A 22,541-nucleotide genomic window follows, 5' to 3' on the forward strand; every position below is an offset into this window, starting at 1 on the left:
CAAGCAAACAAAAATCGAGCCGATTATTGTAACGCAAAAAGGCTGATGACCCAAGAGCCATCAGCCAATTTTTGGGGTGAAATTAATATTCCCCCCCTGGTAACATTACTTAATAGTAATAGTAGCACCAGTTTCTTCAAGTTTTTTCTTAAGTTCTTCAGCTTCTTCTTTAGAAACTGCTTCTTTAAGAACTGAAGGAGCGCCTTCAACCATGTCTTTAGCTTCTTTCAAGCCAAGACCAGTGATTTCACGAACTGCTTTAATCACAGCTACTTTGTTCGCGCCGAAAGAAGTCAACTCAACGTTGAATTCTGATTGCTCTTCAGCAGCAGCAGCAGCAGGACCTGCAGCTACAGCTACAGCAGCAGCAGATACGTTGAATTTTTCTTCGAAAGCAGAAATAAGTTCAACAAGTTCAAGAACAGTTTTTTCAGCAACTGCGTTTAAGATTTCTTCGTTTGTTAAAGCCATGAGAGTAACTCCAAATGGGTATTGAATGATGTGTGTTTAAGTTTGAGCTTATGCAGCTTCTGACTCGTTTTTCTCTTGAAGCGCTGTAAGTAAGCGACCCAATTTCGAAATAGGAGCTTGAAGAACGTTTGCAAGCATAGTAAGCGCTTTCTCTTGGTTTGGAAGATTCGCGATAACACTAACTTCTGCGCCTTGATAAAGTTTGCCTTCAAATGCAGCAGCTTTAAGTTCAAATGCTTTGTTAGTTTTCGCAAATTCTTCGAATAAGCGTGCCGCAGCACCCATATCATCTGCAGAAGTTGAGAAAGCTAAAATTGTTGGGCCAACAAGGTTGTCGTTCAAGATAGCAAATTGCGTATCTTGAAGAGCGCGTTTAGCCAAAGTATTACGTACAACACGTGTAGCAACACCTAACTTACGAGCTTCAACACGAAGAGCAGTTAATTGCTCAACAGTCAAACCTTGGTAGTCAGCAACAACAGCAGCAAACGCAGTAGAAGCAACTTCAGTTACTTCAGCAACGATCTGTTTTTTGCCTTCGATAAGAAGAGCCATTGTAAAACCTCCTAACGGTGATTTATGTACTTACGCGAAGTACACTCCCAATTCGCAAGTTCATCACTGAACTTACACGCGGAGGATGAACAAATCACACCACCGCGTCTACTCAGGCTGGGAAATTAAGAAAGTAATCGAAATTACTCTCGCCTGAGGTCTTTGACGCTGATAAATCTACATTTACCAATTCAAAGTTTGCCTAAGTTTGCAAGTAGTCCGAAACCGGTTTCTCTTGCGTAATATTTGAGGCAGTGCTTCAAATATTACTCAGGGCTTTAAAATTCTGTCTAAGTAAAACTTAGTTAGAAACGTTGTTTACATCAACAACAAGACCAGGACCCATAGTTGAGCTCAAAGTGATCTTTTTGATGTATACACCTTTAGATGTCGCAGGCTTTAACTTTTTCAAGTCTGCAATCAAAGTTTCAACGTTTTGACGAACAGCTTCAGCAGAGAAATCTACTTGACCGATCGCAGCGTGGATAATACCCGCTTTGTCTACACGGTAACGTGCTTGACCAGCTTTTGCATTTTTAACTGCACCAGCTACGTCAGGAGTTACAGTACCCACTTTAGGGTTTGGCATTAAGCCACGTGGACCAAGAATCGTACCCAACTTACCAACAACGCGCATTGCATCAGGAGCAGCAATTACTACGTCAAAGTCAAGGTTACCCGCTTGAATGCTTTCAGCAAGGTCATCAAAACCAACGATGTCCGCGCCTTCAGCTTTAGCAGCTTCAGCAGCAGCGCCTTGAGCAAACACAGCTACACGTACAGTTTTACCAGTACCTGCAGGAAGTGTAGTCGCGCCACGAACAACTTGGTCAGATTTACGAGGGTCAACACCTAGGTTTACCGCAACATCCAAAGATTCTTTGAATTTCGCAGCAGGAAGACCAGCAAGAACAGCTACTGCTTCTTCTAAAGTGTAAACTTTGTTTGCTTCAATAGCAGCAGCAATGGCTTTTTGACGTTTAGTTAATTTAGCCATGTCTTATAGCTCCACTTCCAAGCCCATAGAACGTGCAGAACCAGCGATGGTACGAACACGTGCGTCTAAATCAGCACCAGTTAAATCTGGTTCTTTAGTAGTCGCGATTTCTTCCAATTGAGCACGAGTCAACTTACCAACTTTAGTTTTGTTAGGTACAGCAGAACCCTTTTGGATACCAGCAGCTTTCTTAAGAAGAATAGATGCAGGAGGAGTTTTCATGATGAATGTGAACGACTTGTCGTTGTACACAGTGATCACGACTGGAATTGGTAAACCAACTTCAAGTTTTTGTGTCGCAGCATTGAATTCTTTACAGAATGCCATGATGTTAACACCACGTTGACCCAATGCAGGACCAATCGGTGGAGATGGATTCGCTTTACCAGCTGGAACTTGCAGCTTGATATAGCCGTCAATCTTCTTAGCCATTTCAAATTACCTCTGGGTACAAACGCCGATGAAGGCTCCCCAATTTCTAAGTAACGATACCGTTACAACAACAATGCCTGACTTATAAATAAGCCAGGCGTTTTTCAACCACTTCGAATTAAACTGATTTTTCGACTTGGCGAAATTCCAGCTCAACCTGAGTTGGTCGATTAAATACATTAATGGTCAACGTTAAACGTGACTTTTCGTATAGAACTTCTTCCACCACACCTTTAAAGTCTGTGAATGGACCGTCAATTACGAGTAATTCTTCGCCTGGTTCAAACATCGTCTTCGGACGTGGTGCTTCACCAGTATTGCGTACACGAGCAAGAATCGCATCTGCTTCACGTTGGGTAATTGGCGCAGGTTTCTCAGCCGTACCACCAATAAAACCTAAAACTTTTGGACATTCTTTAACAATGTGCCAAGTTTCATCATTCATTTCCATTTCGACCAATACATAGCCTGGAAAGAACTTACGTTCAGATTTACGTTTCTTACCATCCTTCATTTCTACCACTTCTTCGGTAGGAACAAGGACTTCACCAAAGCTATCGGCTACAGCGCTACGCTGGATTCGATCATTAAGTGAACGCATCACTTGTTTTTCATAACCTGAATAGGCATGAATAATGTACCAACGTTTCATAGCTCTCTTACCCGATAATAAACTTCATTAACCAGCCCAAAATGTAGTCAAAACACCATAATAAAATGGATGCAACAACCACAACCGCAAGCACCTGCCAAGATGTGGTCATGGTCTCTTGCTTCGTTGGCCAAGTCACTCGACGCAGCTCAATTCGTGAGTCTTTCAACAAACGAGCAAAGCCTTTGCCTTGATGGGTGGCGTATAATAAACCGAATGCCACGATGATACAAGCCAAAATTACCCCAACGCGCACCCAGATATCGTTGGCTGGTGCCCAATACGCTGGTAGGTGTTGATTCACCATGGTCGCACCAATTAATAAAATCAATGCGATAATCCATAAGACGACGTCTAGGGGAGAACCAGATTTAACTACTTCAGCAGAATTATTTCTTTGAGGGATTGCCGCGTCGCTTTGTGCGTCGCGTAATTTTTCATTCGACATTTTTGTACTCGTCGTAGGTTTCGCGACTTATTATATGACCAGTTTTGCCGACATCAAGCGTCTTTTATAAAAAAGTTGGCAGGCCAGGAGGGACTCGAACCCCCAACATTCGGTTTTGGAGACCGACGCTCTACCAATTGAACTACTGACCTGCAAAACAAATTGGAGCCGAAACCCCAATTTGTAATTTTATTTTATAATTATGCAGTTACTTTAGCAACTACACCAGCACCAACTGTACGACCACCTTCACGGATCGCAAAACGTAGACCTGGGTCCATTGCGATTGGGTGGATTAATTCTACTGACATTTCTACGTTGTCACCAGGCATAACCATTTCAACGCCATCTTGTAATTTGATCGCGCCAGTTACGTCAGTTGTACGGAAGTAGAACTGTGGACGGTAACCGTTAAGGAATGGAGTGTGACGACCACCTTCTTCTTTAGAAAGTACGTATACTTCTGCATCGAATTTAGTGTGCGGCTTGATTGCACCTGGTTTAGCAAGTACTTGACCACGTTGTACGTCTTCACGCTTAGTACCACGTAGAAGAACACCACAGTTCTCGCCCGCACGGCCTTCGTCTAGAAGTTTACGGAACATTTCTACGCCAGTTACAGTTGTTTTAACTGTATCTTTGATACCAACGATTTCAACTTCTTCGCCTACTTTCACGATACCAGTTTCTACACGGCCAGTTACTACTGTACCACGACCAGAAATAGAGAATACGTCTTCGATTGGCATTAAGAATGCTTGGTCGATTGCACGTACTGGCTCTGGAATGTAAGTGTCAAGCGCATCAACAAGCGCAACAACTGCTTCTTCGCCATACTGACCAGCGTCACCGTTAAGTGCAAGAAGAGCTGAACCACGGATAACTGGAGTGTCATCACCTGGGAAGTCATAAGTAGAAAGAAGTTCACGAACTTCCATTTCTACTAATTCAAGAAGTTCTTCATCATCAACAAGGTCACACTTGTTAAGGAATACAAGAATGTAAGGTACACCAACCTGACGAGAAAGAAGGATGTGTTCACGAGTCTGTGGCATTGGACCATCAGTCGCAGCACATACAAGGATCGCGCCGTCCATCTGAGCAGCACCAGTAATCATGTTTTTAACATAATCGGCGTGGCCCGGGCAGTCTACGTGTGCGTAGTGACGAGTTGGAGAATCGTATTCTACGTGTGAAGTATTAATTGTAATACCACGTGCTTTTTCTTCTGGTGCAGAGTCAATTGCAGCGTAGTCTTTCGCTTCGCCACCGAATTTCTTCGCACATACAGTTGCAATTGCAGCTGTTAAAGTTGTTTTACCATGGTCAACGTGACCGATTGTGCCCACGTTAACGTGTGGCTTATTACGTTCAAACTTAGCCTTAGCCATGTTCATCTTCCTCGTTTACGTCGAACACAGGTATAAACAACTCAGTATCGACACATCGCCTAAAAAATCAAACACCAAATACTTGAAAAGCAGACTAATAAGCCTGCTTCTTTAAAAAATTTGTAGAAATTCTACTAAACTGTAATCTGGAGCTCTTATCGAGATTTGAACTCGAGACCTCTCCCTTACCAAGGGAGTGCTCTACCACTGAGCTATAAGAGCAAATATAAAACTTCAAATGGAGCGGGAGACGAGGGTCGAACTCGCGACATGTAGCTTGGAAGGCTACCGCTCTACCAACTGAGCTACTCCCGCACGATGTTGGTACAAAGACCACTTTCTTGAAGTCTTAAAATTGGTGGTGAGGGAAGGATTCGAACCTTCGAAACTTTCGTAGCGGAGTTACAGTCCGCCCCCTTTGACCGCTCGGGAACCTCACCATTTTACACTTACTTCAGTGTCGCTCTTTACTCAACCTACTCAACCCCCTAAGATGGTGCCGGCACACGGATTCGAACTGTGGACCTACTGATTACAAGTCAGTTGCTCTACCAACTGAGCTATGCCGGCGTTTCTTAGTGTTTCGTACGTTTCGTATCGGAACGGTGTGCAGTTTAGCAAAACTCAAAATCCTTGCAAGTGTTTTTTTCAAAAAAAACGTCAAAAACTCACAAAATCAATCCGTTTGATGATAATTCAACCGCTTTGATCACTGCGCGAGCTTTTATTTGGGTTTCATTCCACTCAGATTCAGGATTTGAGTCATAAACAAGCCCCGCTCCTGCCTGAACATAGACCTTATTTTCACGAATAACGCAGGTACGAATCGCAATCGACATGTCCATTTCGCCATGCCAGCCTAAATAACCAACAGCACCACCAAAAATTCCACGTTTTACGGGCTCAACTTGGTCAATAATTTCCATCGCACGAATTTTTGGTGCGCCCGAAAGCGTTCCCGCAGGGAATGTTGCTTTAAAAACATCCAAAGCATCGACATCATCACGAACTTCGCCTTGCACATTGGAAACAATATGCATGACATGCGAATAACGTTCGATCACCATTTGATCAGTCACTTGCACTTTGCCAATTTTCGAGACGCGACCGACATCATTTCGACCTAAGTCAATCAGCATTAAATGTTCAGCAATCTCTTTTTCATCCGACAGTAAGTCTTGTTCAAGCGCTAAATCTTCTTCTTTGGTTTTACCACGCGGTCGCGTACCTGCCAGCGGACGCACGGTTGCAATCCCATTTTCAAGGCGAGATAAAATTTCAGGGGAAGAACCGACAATATGAAAAGGTTGATTATTTTCTAAAGTTTGCCCTTGCACCAAGAACAAATAAGGCGATGGGTTCAAATGACGTAGCGCGCGATAGACTTGTAAAGGTTCACCATCAAAGTCAGAGACCATACGATGCCCTGGCACCACCTGCATCACATCGCCCGCACGAATATACTCTTTCACCGTTTCAATCGATTCTAAGAATTTTGCTTTGCCCGTGAGTGACTCAAAATGCGGTGCAGTATGCGGCGTGGCTTTTAGACTAATGGGCGTTGCGAGTAAATCTTCCAATGCATCCAGTTGCTGCTGAGCTTGGTTATACGCATCCGCATCTACTACATCGGCATGCACGATCAGGAATAGCGTATCTTTTAAGTTATCAAACACAATCACTGTTTTAGACAACATCATCCAAATATCAGGCAAACCCACTGGATCTGCTTCTGGAGCGTTATTTAAACGCGGTTCAATATAACGTACCGCATCATAACCAAAGTAGCCCACCAAACCACCGGTAAAGCTTGGCAGAGCAGGTAAATCAGCTTGAGTAGGTACTTTATACTGCGACTGAAAATCTCGGATGAATTGAAACGGATCTGTACAGGGTTGCTTTTCTATGGTGCCGTTGGCTTGTTGAATGGTTAGCTCACCCGCGTTGCATGAGAAAACGGTAGATTCACCTAAACCAATAATCGAGTAGCGTGCCCAGTTCTCCCCACCTTCCACAGATTCAAACAAATAGGCCTGTTTATGCTCTTTCAGGCGTGCAAAGACCGACAATGGTGTCTCGGTATCGGCTAAGCGCTGACGATAGACTGGAATCAGGTTATAACCCGCTGTTTTGAGTTGATCGAATTGAGTTTGCGTTGTCATGAGTGTTCTCTATTTTTTCAATATGGCGTGATCAGTTTTTAAAATTAGTGGTTTGAGTTTCGCCATCGAAAAGTCATATGTTTACTCATGTTCATTCCTTCGTTTACAAAGTTACCCGATCAGTTCACACAGATTATCCACCACTTGCTGTGGCTGACAGTCTAAAATATTTTCACCATGATTATAGCCATAGCTGACCACAACACAATCAATACCCGCACGGCGTGCAGCCTCAACATCATTGGATGAGTCCCCAAACATTAAGACCTGATCTTTGCTTTGCGCATATTGCTCAAAACAGTGTAACAATTGGCGCGGATGAGGTTTGCGCTCTTCGAAACGATCGCCGCCGATGACATCAGCAAAATAATGATTCATGCCTAAATGATCGACAATAGCACGTGCAGGTAATTCAGGTTTATTGGTCACGCAAATCATGGTTTTCTTTTGTGCCAAGCCCCATTCTAAAAACTCAAGAATGCCATCGAAAGGCTGAGTTTCCACACATGGGTCGGCATTATAAATTTTTAAAAACGTCTCCAACAATTGTTGTTGCTGGGCAGGATCGACTTTACCTGTTAAATGCTGCAAGGTGCTTTGACAAAACAGCGCCGTTCCCTTACCAACCCAGACCCGCACCTGCTCCTCAGTAACGGTAGGCAGTTGCAAAGCATTCAGGCTCATATTCATGGCACGATGCAAATCTGTTGCTGAATCCACCAAGGTTCCATCTAGATCGAAAAGTAAAACCTCTCGCTGTGCCACATTTTCAATATTCATTCACCCTCACCCATTTTTATCGTGTACTGCCCAAAAACAATCAAGGCATGCTTGTGCATGCCTTGATTGTAGTGTGATCTGCGTTTTATTTGAACATCAGCCAAGCAATAATCGCTAAAATAATCAAGACAATAATCGAGATTAGCCCTAGCGAGGCATTTTTCTGAGTTTCTGCCTCTTGCTCAACCTGTACTTTTGGAGCCTCGTTGTTCTCAACCTGAGGCACGTTAGGCGCAGTCAAATCCACCCCTGCTGGAATAGGAGCAGGTTTCGGAATACCGACATTTTGCGGCATCCCGTCACGCGTTAAACTCACATTACCATCGCGTTCTTTTAGCTCAGGCATACCCTGATCGCTCATATGTTGTGCTGCCGTTTTCGGCTGTTCTGGCTCAACAACAGGTGCATCAGCACTGACTTCCGCTTGGGCCGTTTCTGAAGCAGCTACCGCTTCTGATGGCTGGCTAATCGGCGCTTCAACCACAGCTGCGCCCAAAGTTGCCGCCTCTACCGATTCCACTACGTCTTCTAGCGCTTTAGCAGGCTCAAAGACCGAAAACTTTAAGCTTGCAAACTGGACGATATCACCTTGCTTCAACAACGTTTCTGCCGCAATTTGCACATCATTCACATACGTGCCATTGGAAGAACCCAAGTCCTGTAGCCACAAAGCCTGTTCTTTCAGTAAAAAGGCCGCATGTTTACGCGAAATTTCAGATTGTTGTAATAAAATATCCGCTGCTTGATGACGACCGACCAACATATCACGGTCAATGCTAATTTCCTGACCCGTTAATTCGCCAGTAATTGCTTGTATTTTCCAAGTCATGACTTATCTCTCTATGTGCTGATTTATGATAACACAGAGAATATTCTTTACCATTTCACCTTCCCTCACAGACGAATGGCAGGACAGCTAGGCTGAACCTATCGAGATATTCTCAGTATATCGCTCAGGGATGGAATAGCTTGTCGATACCACCTGTGCCATGTGTGCCACACGAGCACCTTGAACATTTTGCATCATCAAGTTCAAGCCAATCTGGGGATGAACCACTGGGTATAGCTGACGCGAGGTGGTATTATTAGGAACACTAGCAATCGGCTGTTTACGAATCGCAGGTTCAATGGCCACAGGCGTTGTTTCAACCATCGGTTGTGTTGTGGTTGGGCTGCTTGGCACCTGTTGATACGATTGTGGCAAGGTCGGTTTGGTTGATGTCACAGGCAAACGCTGTTGGAAGACATCATCGACATTTTCAGGCAACTTGGCAAAGCTACCATCTTTATCCATGGCCAACTGCAAACTATAAAGCTGACTATAGCGCTGCTGAGAAAGGCGACGTGCAGACTCCCCATCCCCCACAATCGTCGGATGAATGAAAACCAGCAAATTGCGTTTCTGATCCGACTTACCATCTGAGCGGAACAAACGTCCCAATCCCGGTATTGCACCAAGGCCTGGGATCGATTGGCGTGAATAAGACGTATTATCCGAAATCAAGCCACCTAAAACGATGGTATTGCCATGTTCCGCCAAGACCGAGGTTTTAATCGCACGTTTACTGGTGACCAAATCCTGCGCTTGACCTTTATTGGCTTTGACATCTGAAACTTCTTGTTCAATCTCTAAGCGGATGGTTCCACCTTCACCAATATGCGGCACCACCTTAAGCGTTACACCCACATCTTTACGTTCAATGGTGGTGTAAGGGTTAGCTGTACCTGAAGAAGTGGTAGAAACCGAACCTGTTACAAAGGGCACATTTTCCCCCACGACAATATAGGCCTCTTCATTGTCCATGGTGACAATCGATGGTGTAGACAGCAAATTCGACTTGGTATTACTTTTTAATGCTTGGATCATCGCGCCATATAACTGACGCGAGCCATCACTGCCTTCTTTATAATCCCCAAGGATTAACGAACCACCCGCGCCAATTGCACTTGCCGCCCCCGCACCGCCACCCGTTAAATAATTTGCAGCAATACTTTTGAGACTCGAACCAATATTGTCAAAATTGATAATCCCAACACCACTACTTAAATCACCCATCGCCCATTGCACGCCCAACTGATCAGCATCGTTACCTTCCACTTCGAGAATAGTCGCCTCAATCAGGACTTGCTGACGACGGGTATCCAACTGCTGAATGGCAGACTCGATTTCACGCATCAACTGAGGGTCTGCTTTGACCACCAATGCATTTTGCGAACTATCGGCAATAATACTGACCCCATTACTGTTAAAGCTGGTGATGTTATTCTGATTGCGATTGGACTGGCTATTTAAGTTAATACTTGGCGTGGAAATCTGTGAAGATGAACCTTCACTCGAGCTATTACTTTGGTTATAGCTGGAACTACTATTGTTATTACTGTCGTTAGACTGACTAGAATTAACAGCCTGCCCTGAGACCAAACCTTGTAAAATTTCGGATAAGCTTTTAGCGCTGGCATATTTTAAACGGAACACTTTCAATCCGCCTAGACGCTCCGCAGCAGGTACATCCAGCATCTCGATCATTTGGCGAATACGTTTACGTGTCGCGGTATCTCCTTTTAAAATAATCCGATTGGTCCGGTTATCTGCAATAATCCGTATTCTGGAACCTTTTAAATCTTTGATCGAGCCCGTTCCGCTCATACTTTCTAGTAATCCAATCATTTCTTCAGCCTGACTCGATTGCAACGATACCGCTTCGATGTCATTTTGTCCCGTCCCATCCAAGTTACGAATAATCGTCTCAAGCTGATAAATATTGCTGGCGCGATCTGACACAATCAGTGCATTGGTGCCATTCACCGCAGATAAATGTGCAAACTGCGGCATCAATGGACGCAGTGCAGGAATCAAGTCATTGGCATTGGTGTTTTCCAACCAAATCACCCGCGTCACAACCTGATCGCCTGTGGCGCGGTGACGAACATCATAGGGAATGCCAGAACTTTTGACATTACTGTCAGGCACAATTTTAATGGTCCGACCAGAAGGAATCGCGACCACACCATTGACATTCAAGACTCCTAAGAACAAGTCGTAGACTTCTTGCTTATTCAACGCTTTGTTTGAAATCACCGTGACATTGCCGCGTACCCGTGGATCAACTGCAAAGTTTTTCCCAGTGATATCCGCAACTTCATTAATAAATGCAGTTAAGTCCGCATCGCGCAGATTAATTTTCCATGTTTGTGCATAGCTGGCTGTACTCACCATGGCAAGCAAAGGCGCTGCGATTGTCAGTGCCCAAACAGGGCGGTGATTCAATAAAGCCATAAATCCAAGTCATTCCTAACTAATATTGGTGATGTTCGATCACTGAAAATTCTGTTGTACCGTAATGATACGATCACCACGTTTCACTTCTATTTTTACTTGTCCTTCACGGCGCGCACGTTCTAACAACTGCGCGTCGTTTTGCCCCTGTCCGATCGTTTGACCATTTAAAGACATAATTTGATCCCCAGCCTGTAAGCCTAAACGGCTTCGCAGTGCAGCTGGTGTTTGCTCAGTGACTTGATAACCCTGCCCTGTGTTATTGGTATTTACACCCAAATCTTTTAAATATTGCTCACGATCTTGTTGTAAGTTCTGTACTGCTTGGCCTAATGCTTGCTGCTCTTGACTCACAGCAGGCGCTGCAACGGGTGCTGTTGCTGGGGGCACAATTTGCTGATCTAAATTATCAATCCCTTGAAAGAACAATTCTCGGGTTTGCCCACTGTTATTTTTAAGAATCGCGCGATCCCAATACACCTCTGCCAAATAATAATCGCTGCCTTCGATGTTTTCCCCCACTCGATAACGCTCTGCCACATTATTTGCCTTAATCACAGCAGATGAGAACTGACTGGGTTGTCCAACCACCACCCCTTGTAGCTGTAAATTGAGCTGATCATCTGCGGGATTCTTACTTTGCTCTGCAAATAACGCAAAATTGGTAATATTCGGAACTTGAGGTTGCTGCGAACCCAATTCAACGCGTGGCATTTGCATGACTTGTGGTGGCGCCACCCAAAGCCAAAATAAGCCAGCCAACTTCCAGCATAGTGCCAAGATCAAAAGCATTAAGCACAGTGGTGCTATACGTTCAAACTGTTTGAGATTCAGCTCTGGTAGTTTTTGCAGATCGAAACCCATTAAAAGCCCCCACTAAGTAAAGGCTGACGTGAACTCACCACATAACTATCTAGGCCTGCTTTGCCTTGATATGACGGGACATTCAACATGAGTCGCTGGGTTAATTGCACATCTAACATCAGACTTGGGTCGATGGTCAGGTTCATCAGTTTTTGTTGTCGTTGATCGCGTAAATCGACCATCAGCTTATTTTGCTCCTGCGACAAACGACCTGCCAACGATGGAATCTGCATTTGTTGTGGGCGCTGCGCAAAGATATACATGAGTTCGCCGCCTGCCCATTGTATTCCTCCATCCACTTGGTCAAATCCCTGCTCTTTTTTATAATTAAAATCAATTTCTTGTAACTGAATCGCATTAGTCGGCCATTGCCAATTGGCCAACGACTTTAACGTTTCGGGTGCAATTTGTCCGTTTAAATCACGCACCATTATTTTTCTTCCAAACCCATAGGCCAAAACGCCTTCAAGCTTGGTATTGGCACTATAAATTTCGAGATTGGCCCCTGCACGAAGGAGCAGTAAATCTAAAGGTCGGGTGGTCCACAGCACAGTTCCACGCAATTTTCCAGTTTGCCAATCGGCCTGTCCATGCCAAATATTACCGCTGACGTTATGTAAAACTTGGTTGTTTTTATAAAATTTTGCAATGAGCCATGCCGCAGGAATTTGCAGCAAAACAAAAATTAAAAAGGCAACGACTGCAAACATCCACCACGTGATGTATTTAGGTTTTGTGATTCTCCCACCACGAACTTTCAATTATTCTTCCTTGCTTCATTTCTTGTCTTTCTTTGATAGACATTATGCATAATTTTACAACAACACCAAACTTTAACTATAAAAAAAACCAAGCAGATGATGCTTGGTTTTTTGAGCTTATGTCACATCTGTGACAAGGTGATGACTTAGATTAGAAAATCTTCAAGCTTCGCACCTTTTTCTAACTGAGCCACTAACCAACGTGGTTGCTTACCACGGCCAGTCCATGTCTCAGCAGCATTGCCTTTGTTACGGTAACGCGGTTCAACCGACTTACGTGTGCCTTTTTTACGCTTAGTCGCGCCAAACTCTAAAATTTGTTCAATGCTTAAGCCTACATTTTCCGCAATCGCGTTAATTTGGGTATAAGCATCTTCAATTGCTTGATCTTTTTTAGATGCAATTAAAGCTTCCGCTTCGATTTGTAGACGCTTTAACTCTTCTACGGATAAATTACTAATATCTGGCATTACATTAACTCCATTAACCAACATTTTATTTACTGAGTCTATTTAATAATATTTTGATTAGACCAAAGACTCAACTCATCCATGACTTAAACAACAATACTTAGACAGTATTTATATAGTCTAGCGACTTTTAAAATAAATAAAAAGATATTTATATTTGATGACCAACCGTTAACTCAAATTCTTTGAGTTTTTGACGCACCAGTTCAGGAATTAATGTTTTCTGCATATTGGTTTTATCCACACAAACAATGACCGCTTCTGCTTCTGCAACGAACGCTTGTTGCTGTTCACTCCATAATAAATAGTGCATACGAAATGCACTATTTCTGAGTTCTTCAATACGTGCACTAATTTTTAATTGGTCTGGATAAAATACTGGTTTTAAATATTTGCACTGATTTGATGCAACAACAGTTAGTACATCCGCAGATAAAATACCCGTATGTTCAATATAAGCCAAACGCGCACTTTCAACATAACGATAATACATGACATTATTAACATGACCAAAGGCATCCATATCTCCCCAAGCCACGTGTTGAGTATAAACCAATGGGTAATCTAAAACGCTCTGCATTATGCACCTATATTTTCATTTCTACAAAATTTGCATTATTTTCAAAAATTAAATTTAACTGTTTAATTAAATCTTCATCACCATTTAAGGTCGATTTGATTCTTAAATAGTTCATTAATACATTATCTGGATATAAACTTAATAACGCATCTGCCTGCTCTTGCATGCCTAAAGCGGTATAAATATGCCACTTGGCAAAACTCAAAACCGGCACACTCGTATACTTCGCTTCCCATGCTTCAATGTGTTGCCGCAAGTCCACATAATCGGGTTGCTGTTTCAAAAGTTGCTGCTGGAACCACAAATAAAATACTTCCGAATTAAACTGCTGATTGAGTAAATAAATCGACAAGTGTTCGTGCTGTTCACTCATGTCTGGCATACGTGCTAATAACTTAAGCCACAGCAGTTGAACATCATAACTACGGCTGAAAATCTGATCAGACAAGTCCAAATAACGTTGTTTTAAATCCTCTAAATTTTCATAATTAGCTTGATCAAATTTCATCAACAAACGCTTCAGCCATGCTTTTTTCACATCTTGATCTAAATGACCATATTGGGTTGAGCGTAAATAAAGCCATGGAAACTGAATCGCAAAACGTCCCCATAGCTCTTTTAAACACGCTTCATAAGCGGTTTGCACGTCTTTAAGCCAAGGTGACAGTTCATGTTGATTGAGAAATTCAAGATGGGTTAAAGCCTGTTCTGCATCTTCTTGTGCCAAGAAAAGCTCAATGCGCTGCAGTTCAGCCAACTCAAAAGCCATCGCATTGCTTTGGCTCAAGGCGCTTAAGGCTTCAGGGAACTGCTCCTGCATCAAATATAAACGCGCATCAATAATACTTTTGAGCAAGCCCGACTGCGCGAAGGCATTTTGAATAAAGGCTTGTTGATCTCGGCCTGCATCCAATAACCAAATCACAGCCAGTTGTTCATAAGGATGCAAACTTTTAAAATCAAAAACGGTTTCCGCTTTGCGTTTTTCTCGACTGAGATACCGTTTTAGCCCCAACCAAACCAAATGCAAGCTAAAACTGAGCAGCGCTAGCGCAATAAATACGATCCAGAGATTGGTTTGTAACTGCCAGTCATGCCAAAACACGTAGACATAACCCGCACCATGTCCATAACTCAAGACACTCAACGCGGCAATTGCAATTAAACTCACCAGACTATAAGCAATCAGTATTTGTTTCATTCCATTACCCCAACAACGCACGCGTACTTAAAATAGGCGTTGGGACAACCACCAATGTTTTTAGCTTATTCAGCTGTTTCAGCAGCTCTTTGGCTTTAGGGTCGGGAAGTTGTTGGATCAATAGCATCACTTCGGTTAAATCTTTTTGATATTCAGAATATTGCCCTGAAGCTAAGGCTTGGCGTGCCAACAGTAAACGTAACTGGGCTTCTTTAAGCACAATTTGTCGTTGCATTAACGCTGTTGCAGGTGCTTGCGCAGGTTCGAGCCTCAACCATTGCTTCCAAAAGGGTTCGGACGTATCGCGCGTGGTGTTTAACTGAGGTTGTTGTATTTCTCGATTTAAGGCCTGATCAATCTGTTGCAGCTGATGGTTAATCAGCGCTTGCTGCTCATTGCGCTCAGTCACAAACTTCTGAATGGTTTGCATATCTCGCGCTATGACCTGATGCAAACTTTGCTTCAACGCCACAGCCAAGTTATATTTTTCCAGCTGCATATCTAAATAGGCCAGCTTATCGGTGGCTACCACATACTGCTGTTGCTTTAAGGCAAACTCAACCAAGTCCAGCTGTTGCTTGATAAACAAAATTGGATCAATGCCCTCAACCACCAATTCGGCGGGTTGGCTACTCGTCACCTTCGCTGCTGTTGGGTCTTGTTTCAAAGTTTCTTTTTGACGCTGCATAGCCACGACTTGATCGTTCAAGTTGGCGCTGCGCTGTTCGATTTGGTGCATTTCATTGAGCAAAGTGGCTTGCTGCGTACTCAGCCCCCACACGTCATAACTTAGCTTCGCAATCCACGCCAATGCAGCCATCAATACAATGATAAGAATCTTCTTCATGCGTTCCCTTGCTCACTTTGTAACAACTGTACAATCGTGGCTGTCTTTAAATCTTTCAGTACACTCATTTTAAACGACACATGCATTTGCTGTTGATACTGCTTCAAGATCTGTGCCAAACGCTCACCCAACACCAAAAAGTGTCCCTTTTGCAGGAGCTGAATATTTGTGTCCAGCAGAGCTAACCAATTCAGCCAACTGGCCTCACTGCTGATCAGTGCAACATAATCATTATGTTCTGATAAACATTGAATTAATTCAGCCTGTTGCTGCATCGTTTCATTTGGACAGCGACGCTCATACAAAACAAAGTTCAGTATAAGACACCCGTGTTGCATTAAAGTGTCCATCATAAACTGACGCCCACCTTCTCCACGCCAAAACGCAATGCTCGCATCGCTGGCCAAGTTCTGCAAAACAGGCAGTTGTAACATCCCTTCAGAGGTTTCCACCTCAGGCACCACACTGTCCAAACCATATTCAGCCAAAGCCTGCGCTGTTTTTTGCCCAACCGCAATCCATTGAATATGCTGTAAATCGGACATGGTTAAACCGCTTTGCAGCAAATGTGCCATACCAAACTGCACAGCACTGGGGCTAACCACTACAATCACTTGGGTGTGCACCAACTGCTGATACAAGCACTCTAGGTCATGACTCCATGCTCTAGGCAACAACTCCAGTAACGGCAATGGGTAGACTTCAACAGCCTGTTGCTCTAGCGCCATAGAGAGGCTTGCCGCGCGATCAACAGGGCGCGTATTAATAAACAGCATCGTTAAGACATATTAGTGATAAAAGGCTTTGAGTAAATCACCTGCACCTTGAGCCAATAACTCTTGTGCAAGGACAATACCCAAATGCTCGGCTTCAGCGGCATCACCCGCCACTTGTGCTTTGAGGAGCGTTTGCCCATCGACACTCCCCACACGCCCTTCGAGCTGAATGCGGTTGTCTGCTAAAGTGGCATAGCCTGCAATGGGTACCTGACATCCACCTTCAAGATAAGCATTGAAAGCACGTTCAGCGCGAACACAGGTATCGGTTTCTACATGTAATAAAGGATGAATCAAATCCAATACCACTTGATCATTTGCACGGCACTCTAGCCCTAAAGCGCCCTGACCCACGGCAGGTAAACTCAACTCTGGGCGAATGGTATGACGGATACGTTCTGCCAAACCCAAGCGCTTTAATCCAGCACTGGCCAAAATAATGGCATCATACTGACCTTCATCCAATTTAGATAAACGCGTTCCCACGTTCCCTCGTAAGTCGATAATCTCTAGGTCAGGTCGTTGTTTTAAAATTTGGCATTTACGGCGTAAACTCGAAGTGCCGACCTTTGCTCCTTGTGGCAATGCATCAAAACTCGCATAACTATTCGACACAAAAGCATCTAAAGGATCTTCACGCTCACAAATGACGGCCAGCGACAAGCCTTCAGGCAAAGCCATTGGAACATCTTTCATCGAATGCACCGCCAAATCGGCACGACCATCCAATAACGCTGCTTCAAGCTCTTTGACAAATAAACCTTTGCCACCAATTTTTGCCAATGGCGTATCTAAAATTTTGTCCCCTTGGGTAACAAAAGTCACCAACTCTACTGTGAGCCCCGCATGCAGTGCTTCTAAACGAGCACGAATATGTTCAGCCTGCCAAAGAGCAAGCGGGCTTTGTCGAGTAGCGATCTTTAGGGTTTTCATAAATTTTAGTATGTGCCAATAAGAATGAAACTATCTTAAACTGAATTTCCCCCATTGGAAATGTATTCAGCCCAAAGCGCCCCGTCTCATCAGCAGCAGAGTCATTAAATTGGCGTGCTAAAGCTTATGTAAGCGCTCGCGCAAGCCCGGTAAATGCCGTCGACTCACCGCTAGACGCTCATCTAACTCACGGCAACGCACTTGATACTGCCCAGAGTTGACCACTTCAAGCCCTTCTAAAAAGTGAACAGAAACCAAGGCATTACGGTGGATACGAATAAAGGCCTCCCCAAACTCATGTTCTAAGTCTTTTAAGGTCTCATCAATTAAGACACTGCCGTTTTTGTGGCGTACCGTGACATATTTTTGATCCGCCAAAAAATAATAAATATTTTCAATGGGCACCAACTCCACACCACGATAGGTTTTCGCTGCGATTTGATGTCGCTTTACGTTAAATTCGTCCATATTTTCTTTTTGTTTTATCTCGCTCATTTGAGCTTGGGTTAATTTAGTGAGGTGACCAAGCACCTGTTGCAATTCCTGTTGCATCACTGGTTTTAATAAATAACCTTCAGCATGTGACTTAAATGCATCGAGCGCATGTTCATCATAAGCTGTACAAAACACCAAAGCAGGCATCGGTTCAAGTTGGCGCAAATAATGCGCACAGGTCAAACCATCCATTTCTGGCATTTGAATATCTAAAAGTACCACATCTGGTTCATATTGTTGAGTTAATTCAATTGCTTGTTGACCATATGAGGCTGTTGCCACCACTTGATGTCCGAGCTGACTCACCAATCTAGACAAACGTTCGATTGCTAAAGGCTCATCATCACAAATTAGGATGTCCATTTATCTCCTCCCCAACAGTCACCTTGTTTATTTTTATAGGTTCACTGCGGCTTATTTATATTGATACTGCACAACAGTGGTATACATTCCCTCCCCTGCATAGGTTTGAAAGCTCACAGTTCGCCCAAAATATGCCTCTAGACGCTGCTTCACATTTTCAATGGCAATACCATGTCCTTGTCGTTTATGAATTGTTTCCTTTGTAAATGGGTTGGTTATGACGATATTAACTTGATTTTGCAATATTTCAATCAGTACACTTATCGTACTCTTAGTTAAAAATTTTTCAACACCATGAAAAATACTATTTTCAAGTAAAGGTTGTAAAGTTAAGAGTGGAATTTGTACCTGCTTACACAATTCGGCATGCTCGATTTTCCATTCAATCTGTAAACGATCTCCCAAACGAATTTGCTCAATCGCCAAATAACGCTGACACAACTCAATTTCATCACTGAGCTTGACCAGTTTTAATTCTTGGAAACTGGCTCTAAACAGACGCGATAGATTGAGCAACATCTGTTCGGCTTTATCTGGGTCAATCGCAATTAGGCAAATCACATTGTTTAAACTATTAAACAAAAAATGCGGGTGGATACGGGCTTGCATGGCCTGTACCCGTGCATTCAGCTCACTGTTTTGCTGTCGAAACCATTGTTCTCTTAGGTATAAATAACGAAAACAAAAGCTACCTAACAGCAAGCCATAACCCAAATTTAAAGTCACATCATTCCATAAGATGGCTGAAGTCAAACCATTGAAACTAAAATTAGCTCCAAAGAAGATCAGTATATTAAGGCTGAGCGTGGTCACCAACACAATGATCTGCAATAGAAAAAAGCCTGACAATAAAGTCATACCGAGACTCAAATCTTGCAACTTTTTTTGTCCATATTGCATTAGCGCAGCAAAAGACAGTAAAACCCAATTAATGTACAGCATATAGCCCAGCACATGCTCAAACACCAAGTTTGACCAAGACTGTACCTCAGCCAAAGCCAACAGCATGGCCAACAAATTTCCACCAACAAATAATTCCAATAAATGCGGCCATTGCACGATTTTGCTAAATAAATAAGAGATATTTGGCTTAGCCATCCTGGAAGTTAAACTTTGCGCATCTTGAACTTCGGCAAGTTGTCTTGAATTTGTTATACTCATGCGAGTTCTACCGCTTTTTATCTTATTGAGCCGACATGACCACATCTTCTAATTCCTCAAATCCGTCACAAGCCCAAACTTCGGGTATGTGGGGCGGTCGTTTCTCTGAAGCTACTGATGCCTTTGTTGCTGAATTTACAGCATCTGTACAATTTGACCAACGCTTTTATAAACAAGATATTGCAGGTTCCATTGCTCACGCGACCATGCTTGCTAAAGTTGGCGTTCTAACAGAACAAGAACGTGATGACATCATTAATGGCTTAAACACCATTCAAGCTGAAATCGAAGCGGGTCAGTTCGAATGGCGTATTGACCTAGAAGATGTGCACATGAACATTGAGTCGCGTTTGACTCAACGGATTGGCATCACAGGTAAAAAGCTCCACACAGGTCGTAGCCGTAATGACCAAGTGGCAACCGATATTCGTCTCTATGTTCGCGATGAGATCGATGCCATTTTAGAATTACTGAAAAAATTACAAAAAGGTATTTTGAGTATTGCTGCACAAAACACGCATACCATTATGCCGGGCTTCACTCACTTACAAACGGCACAGCCTGTGACTTTTGGTCACCACCTGTTGGCATGGTTTGAAATGTTAGTGCGTGACTCCGAGCGTCTCATTGACTGTCGTAAACGTACTAACCGTATGCCTTTAGGTTCAGCAGCACTTGCGGGTACCACTTACCCAATCGACCGCGCATTTACAGCAGAGTTACTCGGTTTTGAAGCCGTTTCTGAAAACTCGCTCGATGCAGTATCTGATCGCGACTTCGGTATTGAATTCAATGCTGCGGCTTCTCTGATCATGATGCACTTATCACGCATGTCAGAAGAACTGATTCTGTGGACGTCTGCACAGTTTAAATTTGTAAATATTCCAGACCGTTTCTGTACTGGCTCTTCAATCATGCCACAAAAGAAAAATCCAGATGTTCCAGAGTTAGTTCGCGGTAAAACAGGCCGTGTCTATGGCGACCTGATGAGCTTGTTAACACTGATGAAAGGTCAACCGTTGGCGTATAACAAGGACAACCAAGAAGACAAAGAACCGTTGTTTGATGCAATTGATACCGTGCGTGGCTCGCTCATGGCTTTTGCAGACATGATTCCTGCTTTGGTTCCAAACATTGAAATCATGCGTGAAGCAGCCCTGCGTGGTTTCTCAACCGCAACGGACTTGGCTGATTACCTTGTAAAAAATGGCGTAGCTTTCCGTGATGCACATGAAATTGTGGGTAAAGCCGTTGCTTTAGGTGTACAAGAATCAAAAGATCTTTCTGAATTAACTTTAGAACAACTTCAACAGTTCTCTGACTTAATTCAAGCGGATGTATTTGAAAAAGCACTAACCCTTGAAGCGTCAGTCAATGCACGTAACCACATTGGTGGAACTGCACCTGCGCAAGTAGAAGCTGCCATTGAACGTGCCCATGCGCGTTTAGAAAAACTTTATGCTCAATAAGGACGTCTAGATATGACTCGACAAGTTTTTTGCCGTAAATATCAAACAGAAATGGAAGGTTTAGACTTTGCACCTTTCCCTGGCGCAAAAGGCCAAGAACTTTTTGAAAGCATCTCCAAGCAGGCTTGGGGAGAATGGTTAAAGCACCAAACCACTTTAATCAATGAAAAACGCCTAAATGTGTTTGAACCTGATGCGAAAAAGTTTCTTGAAGAACAACGTGAGAAGTTCTTTAACAATGATGAAAGCTTAGAAAAAGCAGAAGGCTTAAAGCCTGAGGCGTGATAAAGCGGAGCACTGCTCCGCCACGCCGCAAGACAAGCGAAGCACGTAGTTTCAAATATCATGAAAGAGTCTGTAAAAGGACTCTTTTTTATTTCCACGCCGGTTTACCAAATCAATTTCTAAAATAAAAAAAGAAGATAGATGACATGTTGATGACTCAATTACGCTATAAAGCAGTTATTTGTATCCAAATAATTAAGTGTAAACATAGCGCTACACAACCATTGCAAAACTCAACATTACACTACAAGAACCTACATGACGCAGAAAAACATCTTTCCTATAATGGCATTCAAGCATAGAGGGAAACCTCTTATCGATAACGATAAATATCCCCAATTTTAGTCTCAGATTTCCCCCAAAGTCTGAGATTTTTTTTATCTAAAAATTAAGCAACCATTAAAAAGCACAACCGAAGTTGTGCTTGAAAAATAAGATACGCTTTTTTATTTTTGGATATGTTTTTCAACTTCTTCAAAACTGGTATGACGCACATCCAAACCTTTCACCATGTAAATCACTTGCTCAGAAATGTTACGCGCATGATCGCCAATACGCTCTAATGAACGTAATACCCACATCACATTAATCACACGCGCAATATGACGCGGGTCTTCAATCATATAAGTCATCAAAGTACGCGTTGCAGATTGATATTCACGGTCAATATCAGCATCAGCCATCATCACACGTAGCGCTTGTTCTGCATCTAAACGTGCAAAAGCGTCTAGGGCATCATGAATCATGACACGGACTTGGTTACCAATATGACGCGTTTCCATATAACCGCGAGGGGATTCACCGTCTTCACATAAGCTTTGCGCAATACGAGCAATTTTCGCCGCTTCATCACCAATACGCTCTAGGTCGGTATTAGCTTTCGACATCGCAATCACCATACGCAAATCAATTGCAGCAGGATGACGACGCGCCAGAATCAACGTCAAAGCTTCATCAATTTCACGTTCGAGCTGATTCACCGCATTATCTTTAAACTGAACATCGACCGCTAAGTTGGCATCGGTGTCGAGTAGCGCATGAATTGCATTTGCCACTTGTTGCTCTACCAAACCACCCATGGTCATAAATTTGGTGTTCACATCCTGCAAATCTTCGTTGAATTGCGAAGAAATGTGATGGTTTAAAACAGGACTATTTGGCAAAGGACGTA

Annotated in this window: 24 protein-coding genes and 5 tRNA genes; 2 read left to right on the forward strand and 27 right to left on the reverse strand. The window is 43.2% G+C overall.

Annotated features, from left to right (window positions below; genetic code table 11):
• Nucleotides 1-105: 105 nt before the first annotated feature.
• The 26 genes from rplL to AC0KVP_RS15260 all read right to left on the reverse strand — a co-directional run bounded on the left by rplL (nt 106) and on the right by AC0KVP_RS15260 (nt 19,661).
• On the reverse strand, nt 106-471 hold the full coding sequence (gene rplL, locus AC0KVP_RS15135) for a 50S ribosomal protein L7/L12 (RefSeq protein ID WP_004692767.1): 366 nt from the start codon (nt 469-471) through the stop codon (nt 106-108).
• A gap of 48 nt (nt 472-519) precedes the next feature.
• On the reverse strand, nt 520-1,026 hold the full coding sequence (gene rplJ / locus AC0KVP_RS15140) for a 50S ribosomal protein L10 (protein ID WP_087528632.1): 507 nt from the start codon (nt 1,024-1,026) through the stop codon (nt 520-522).
• Between the two features lie 301 nt (nt 1,027-1,327).
• A complete protein-coding gene (rplA, locus tag AC0KVP_RS15145; RefSeq protein WP_336956560.1) occupies nt 1,328-2,023 on the reverse strand; it encodes a 50S ribosomal protein L1 in 696 nt (231 codons plus the stop codon).
• 3 nt (nt 2,024-2,026) lie between these two features.
• Nucleotides 2,027-2,455 (reverse strand): 50S ribosomal protein L11, encoded by a 429-nt coding sequence (gene rplK, locus AC0KVP_RS15150; protein ID WP_004668262.1) that lies wholly within the window; start codon nt 2,453-2,455, stop codon nt 2,027-2,029.
• 118 nt (nt 2,456-2,573) lie between these two features.
• Nucleotides 2,574-3,107, reverse strand: a complete 534-nt coding sequence (gene nusG / locus AC0KVP_RS15155; protein ID WP_004692772.1) for a transcription termination/antitermination protein NusG — start codon at nt 3,105-3,107, stop codon at nt 2,574-2,576.
• Nucleotides 3,108-3,114: 7 nt separating this feature from the next.
• A complete protein-coding gene (secE, locus tag AC0KVP_RS15160) occupies nt 3,115-3,555 on the reverse strand; it encodes a preprotein translocase subunit SecE (protein ID WP_004692774.1) in 441 nt (146 codons plus the stop codon).
• A 76-nt stretch (nt 3,556-3,631) separates the two neighbouring features.
• Nucleotides 3,632-3,707, reverse strand: a tRNA-Trp gene (locus tag AC0KVP_RS15165).
• 48 nt (nt 3,708-3,755) lie between these two features.
• On the reverse strand, nt 3,756-4,946 hold the full coding sequence (gene tuf / locus AC0KVP_RS15170) for an elongation factor Tu (protein ID WP_010325730.1): 1,191 nt from the start codon (nt 4,944-4,946) through the stop codon (nt 3,756-3,758).
• A 147-nt stretch (nt 4,947-5,093) separates the two neighbouring features.
• Nucleotides 5,094-5,168, reverse strand: a tRNA-Thr gene (locus AC0KVP_RS15175).
• Nucleotides 5,169-5,185: 17 nt separating this feature from the next.
• Nucleotides 5,186-5,261 (reverse strand) — tRNA-Gly (locus AC0KVP_RS15180).
• Nucleotides 5,262-5,302: 41 nt separating this feature from the next.
• Nucleotides 5,303-5,386, reverse strand: a tRNA-Tyr gene (locus AC0KVP_RS15185).
• 54 nt (nt 5,387-5,440) lie between these two features.
• A tRNA-Thr gene (locus AC0KVP_RS15190) sits at nt 5,441-5,516 on the reverse strand.
• Nucleotides 5,517-5,614: 98 nt separating this feature from the next.
• Entirely contained in the window at nt 5,615-7,108 is a 1,494-nt protein-coding gene (gene trpE, locus AC0KVP_RS15195) for an anthranilate synthase component I (RefSeq protein WP_473337695.1), read from the reverse strand.
• Nucleotides 7,109-7,219: 111 nt separating this feature from the next.
• Nucleotides 7,220-7,888 carry an HAD-IA family hydrolase gene (locus AC0KVP_RS15200; protein WP_473337697.1) on the reverse strand — a complete coding sequence of 223 codons (669 nt, stop codon included), beginning with the start codon at nt 7,886-7,888 and terminating at the stop codon, nt 7,220-7,222.
• An 85-nt stretch (nt 7,889-7,973) separates the two neighbouring features.
• Nucleotides 7,974-8,717, reverse strand: a complete 744-nt coding sequence (locus tag AC0KVP_RS15205; protein ID WP_473337699.1) for an FHA domain-containing protein — start codon at nt 8,715-8,717, stop codon at nt 7,974-7,976.
• 87 nt (nt 8,718-8,804) lie between these two features.
• A complete protein-coding gene (gspD, locus tag AC0KVP_RS15210; RefSeq protein ID WP_473337700.1) occupies nt 8,805-11,165 on the reverse strand; it encodes a type II secretion system secretin GspD in 2,361 nt (786 codons plus the stop codon).
• Nucleotides 11,166-11,204: 39 nt separating this feature from the next.
• The gene (locus AC0KVP_RS15215) at nt 11,205-12,029 is read right to left on the reverse strand and encodes a type II secretion system protein N (RefSeq protein ID WP_473337701.1); all 825 of its coding nucleotides are present in this window, start codon (nt 12,027-12,029) and stop codon (nt 11,205-11,207) included.
• Entirely contained in the window at nt 12,029-12,739 is a 711-nt protein-coding gene (gspN, locus tag AC0KVP_RS15220; protein ID WP_473340556.1) for a type II secretion system protein N, read from the reverse strand. The genes AC0KVP_RS15215 and gspN overlap by 1 nt, the downstream gene beginning before the upstream one ends.
• A gap of 197 nt (nt 12,740-12,936) precedes the next feature.
• Nucleotides 12,937-13,260, reverse strand: a complete 324-nt coding sequence (locus AC0KVP_RS15225) for an H-NS histone family protein (RefSeq protein WP_004692786.1) — start codon at nt 13,258-13,260, stop codon at nt 12,937-12,939.
• 151 nt (nt 13,261-13,411) lie between these two features.
• On the reverse strand, nt 13,412-13,840 hold the full coding sequence (locus AC0KVP_RS15230; protein WP_004978627.1) for an acyl-CoA thioesterase: 429 nt from the start codon (nt 13,838-13,840) through the stop codon (nt 13,412-13,414).
• 7 nt (nt 13,841-13,847) lie between these two features.
• A complete protein-coding gene (locus tag AC0KVP_RS15235) occupies nt 13,848-15,041 on the reverse strand; it encodes a heme biosynthesis protein HemY (RefSeq protein WP_473337705.1) in 1,194 nt (397 codons plus the stop codon).
• Between the two features lie 4 nt (nt 15,042-15,045).
• A complete protein-coding gene (locus AC0KVP_RS15240) occupies nt 15,046-15,888 on the reverse strand; it encodes a hypothetical protein (protein ID WP_473337707.1) in 843 nt (280 codons plus the stop codon).
• On the reverse strand, nt 15,885-16,664 hold the full coding sequence (locus AC0KVP_RS15245) for a uroporphyrinogen-III synthase (RefSeq protein ID WP_473337710.1): 780 nt from the start codon (nt 16,662-16,664) through the stop codon (nt 15,885-15,887). Before AC0KVP_RS15245 ends, AC0KVP_RS15240 begins: the two co-directional genes overlap by 4 nt.
• A gap of 12 nt (nt 16,665-16,676) precedes the next feature.
• Nucleotides 16,677-17,597, reverse strand: a complete 921-nt coding sequence (gene hemC, locus AC0KVP_RS15250; protein ID WP_473337712.1) for a hydroxymethylbilane synthase — start codon at nt 17,595-17,597, stop codon at nt 16,677-16,679.
• A gap of 117 nt (nt 17,598-17,714) precedes the next feature.
• Nucleotides 17,715-18,455, reverse strand: coding sequence for a LytR/AlgR family response regulator transcription factor (locus AC0KVP_RS15255; RefSeq protein WP_473337715.1), 741 nt, complete (start codon nt 18,453-18,455; stop codon nt 17,715-17,717).
• A 51-nt stretch (nt 18,456-18,506) separates the two neighbouring features.
• A complete protein-coding gene (locus AC0KVP_RS15260; RefSeq protein ID WP_473337717.1) occupies nt 18,507-19,661 on the reverse strand; it encodes a sensor histidine kinase in 1,155 nt (384 codons plus the stop codon).
• On the opposite strand from AC0KVP_RS15260, the gene argH reads away from it, so the two are divergent.
• Together argH and AC0KVP_RS15270 are read left to right on the forward strand one after the other, a co-directional pair.
• The gene (gene argH / locus AC0KVP_RS15265) at nt 19,652-21,085 is read left to right on the forward strand and encodes an argininosuccinate lyase (RefSeq protein ID WP_058868743.1); all 1,434 of its coding nucleotides are present in this window, start codon (nt 19,652-19,654) and stop codon (nt 21,083-21,085) included. The two genes, AC0KVP_RS15260 and argH, sit on opposite strands and share 10 nt — an antisense overlap.
• A 12-nt stretch (nt 21,086-21,097) precedes the next feature.
• Nucleotides 21,098-21,370: an oxidative damage protection protein gene (locus AC0KVP_RS15270; RefSeq protein ID WP_004978611.1), complete on the forward strand. Its 273-nt coding sequence runs from the start codon at nt 21,098-21,100 to the stop codon at nt 21,368-21,370.
• Nucleotides 21,371-21,816: 446 nt separating this feature from the next.
• Here AC0KVP_RS15270 and phoU read toward each other — a convergent pair whose 3' ends face one another.
• Complete coding sequence (gene phoU / locus AC0KVP_RS15275; protein ID WP_004692799.1) at nt 21,817-22,533, reverse strand: phosphate signaling complex protein PhoU; 717 nt, start codon at nt 22,531-22,533, stop codon at nt 21,817-21,819.
• Nucleotides 22,534-22,541: the final 8 nt, after the last annotated feature.

The organism is Acinetobacter sp. DL27 (assembly GCF_055810995.1).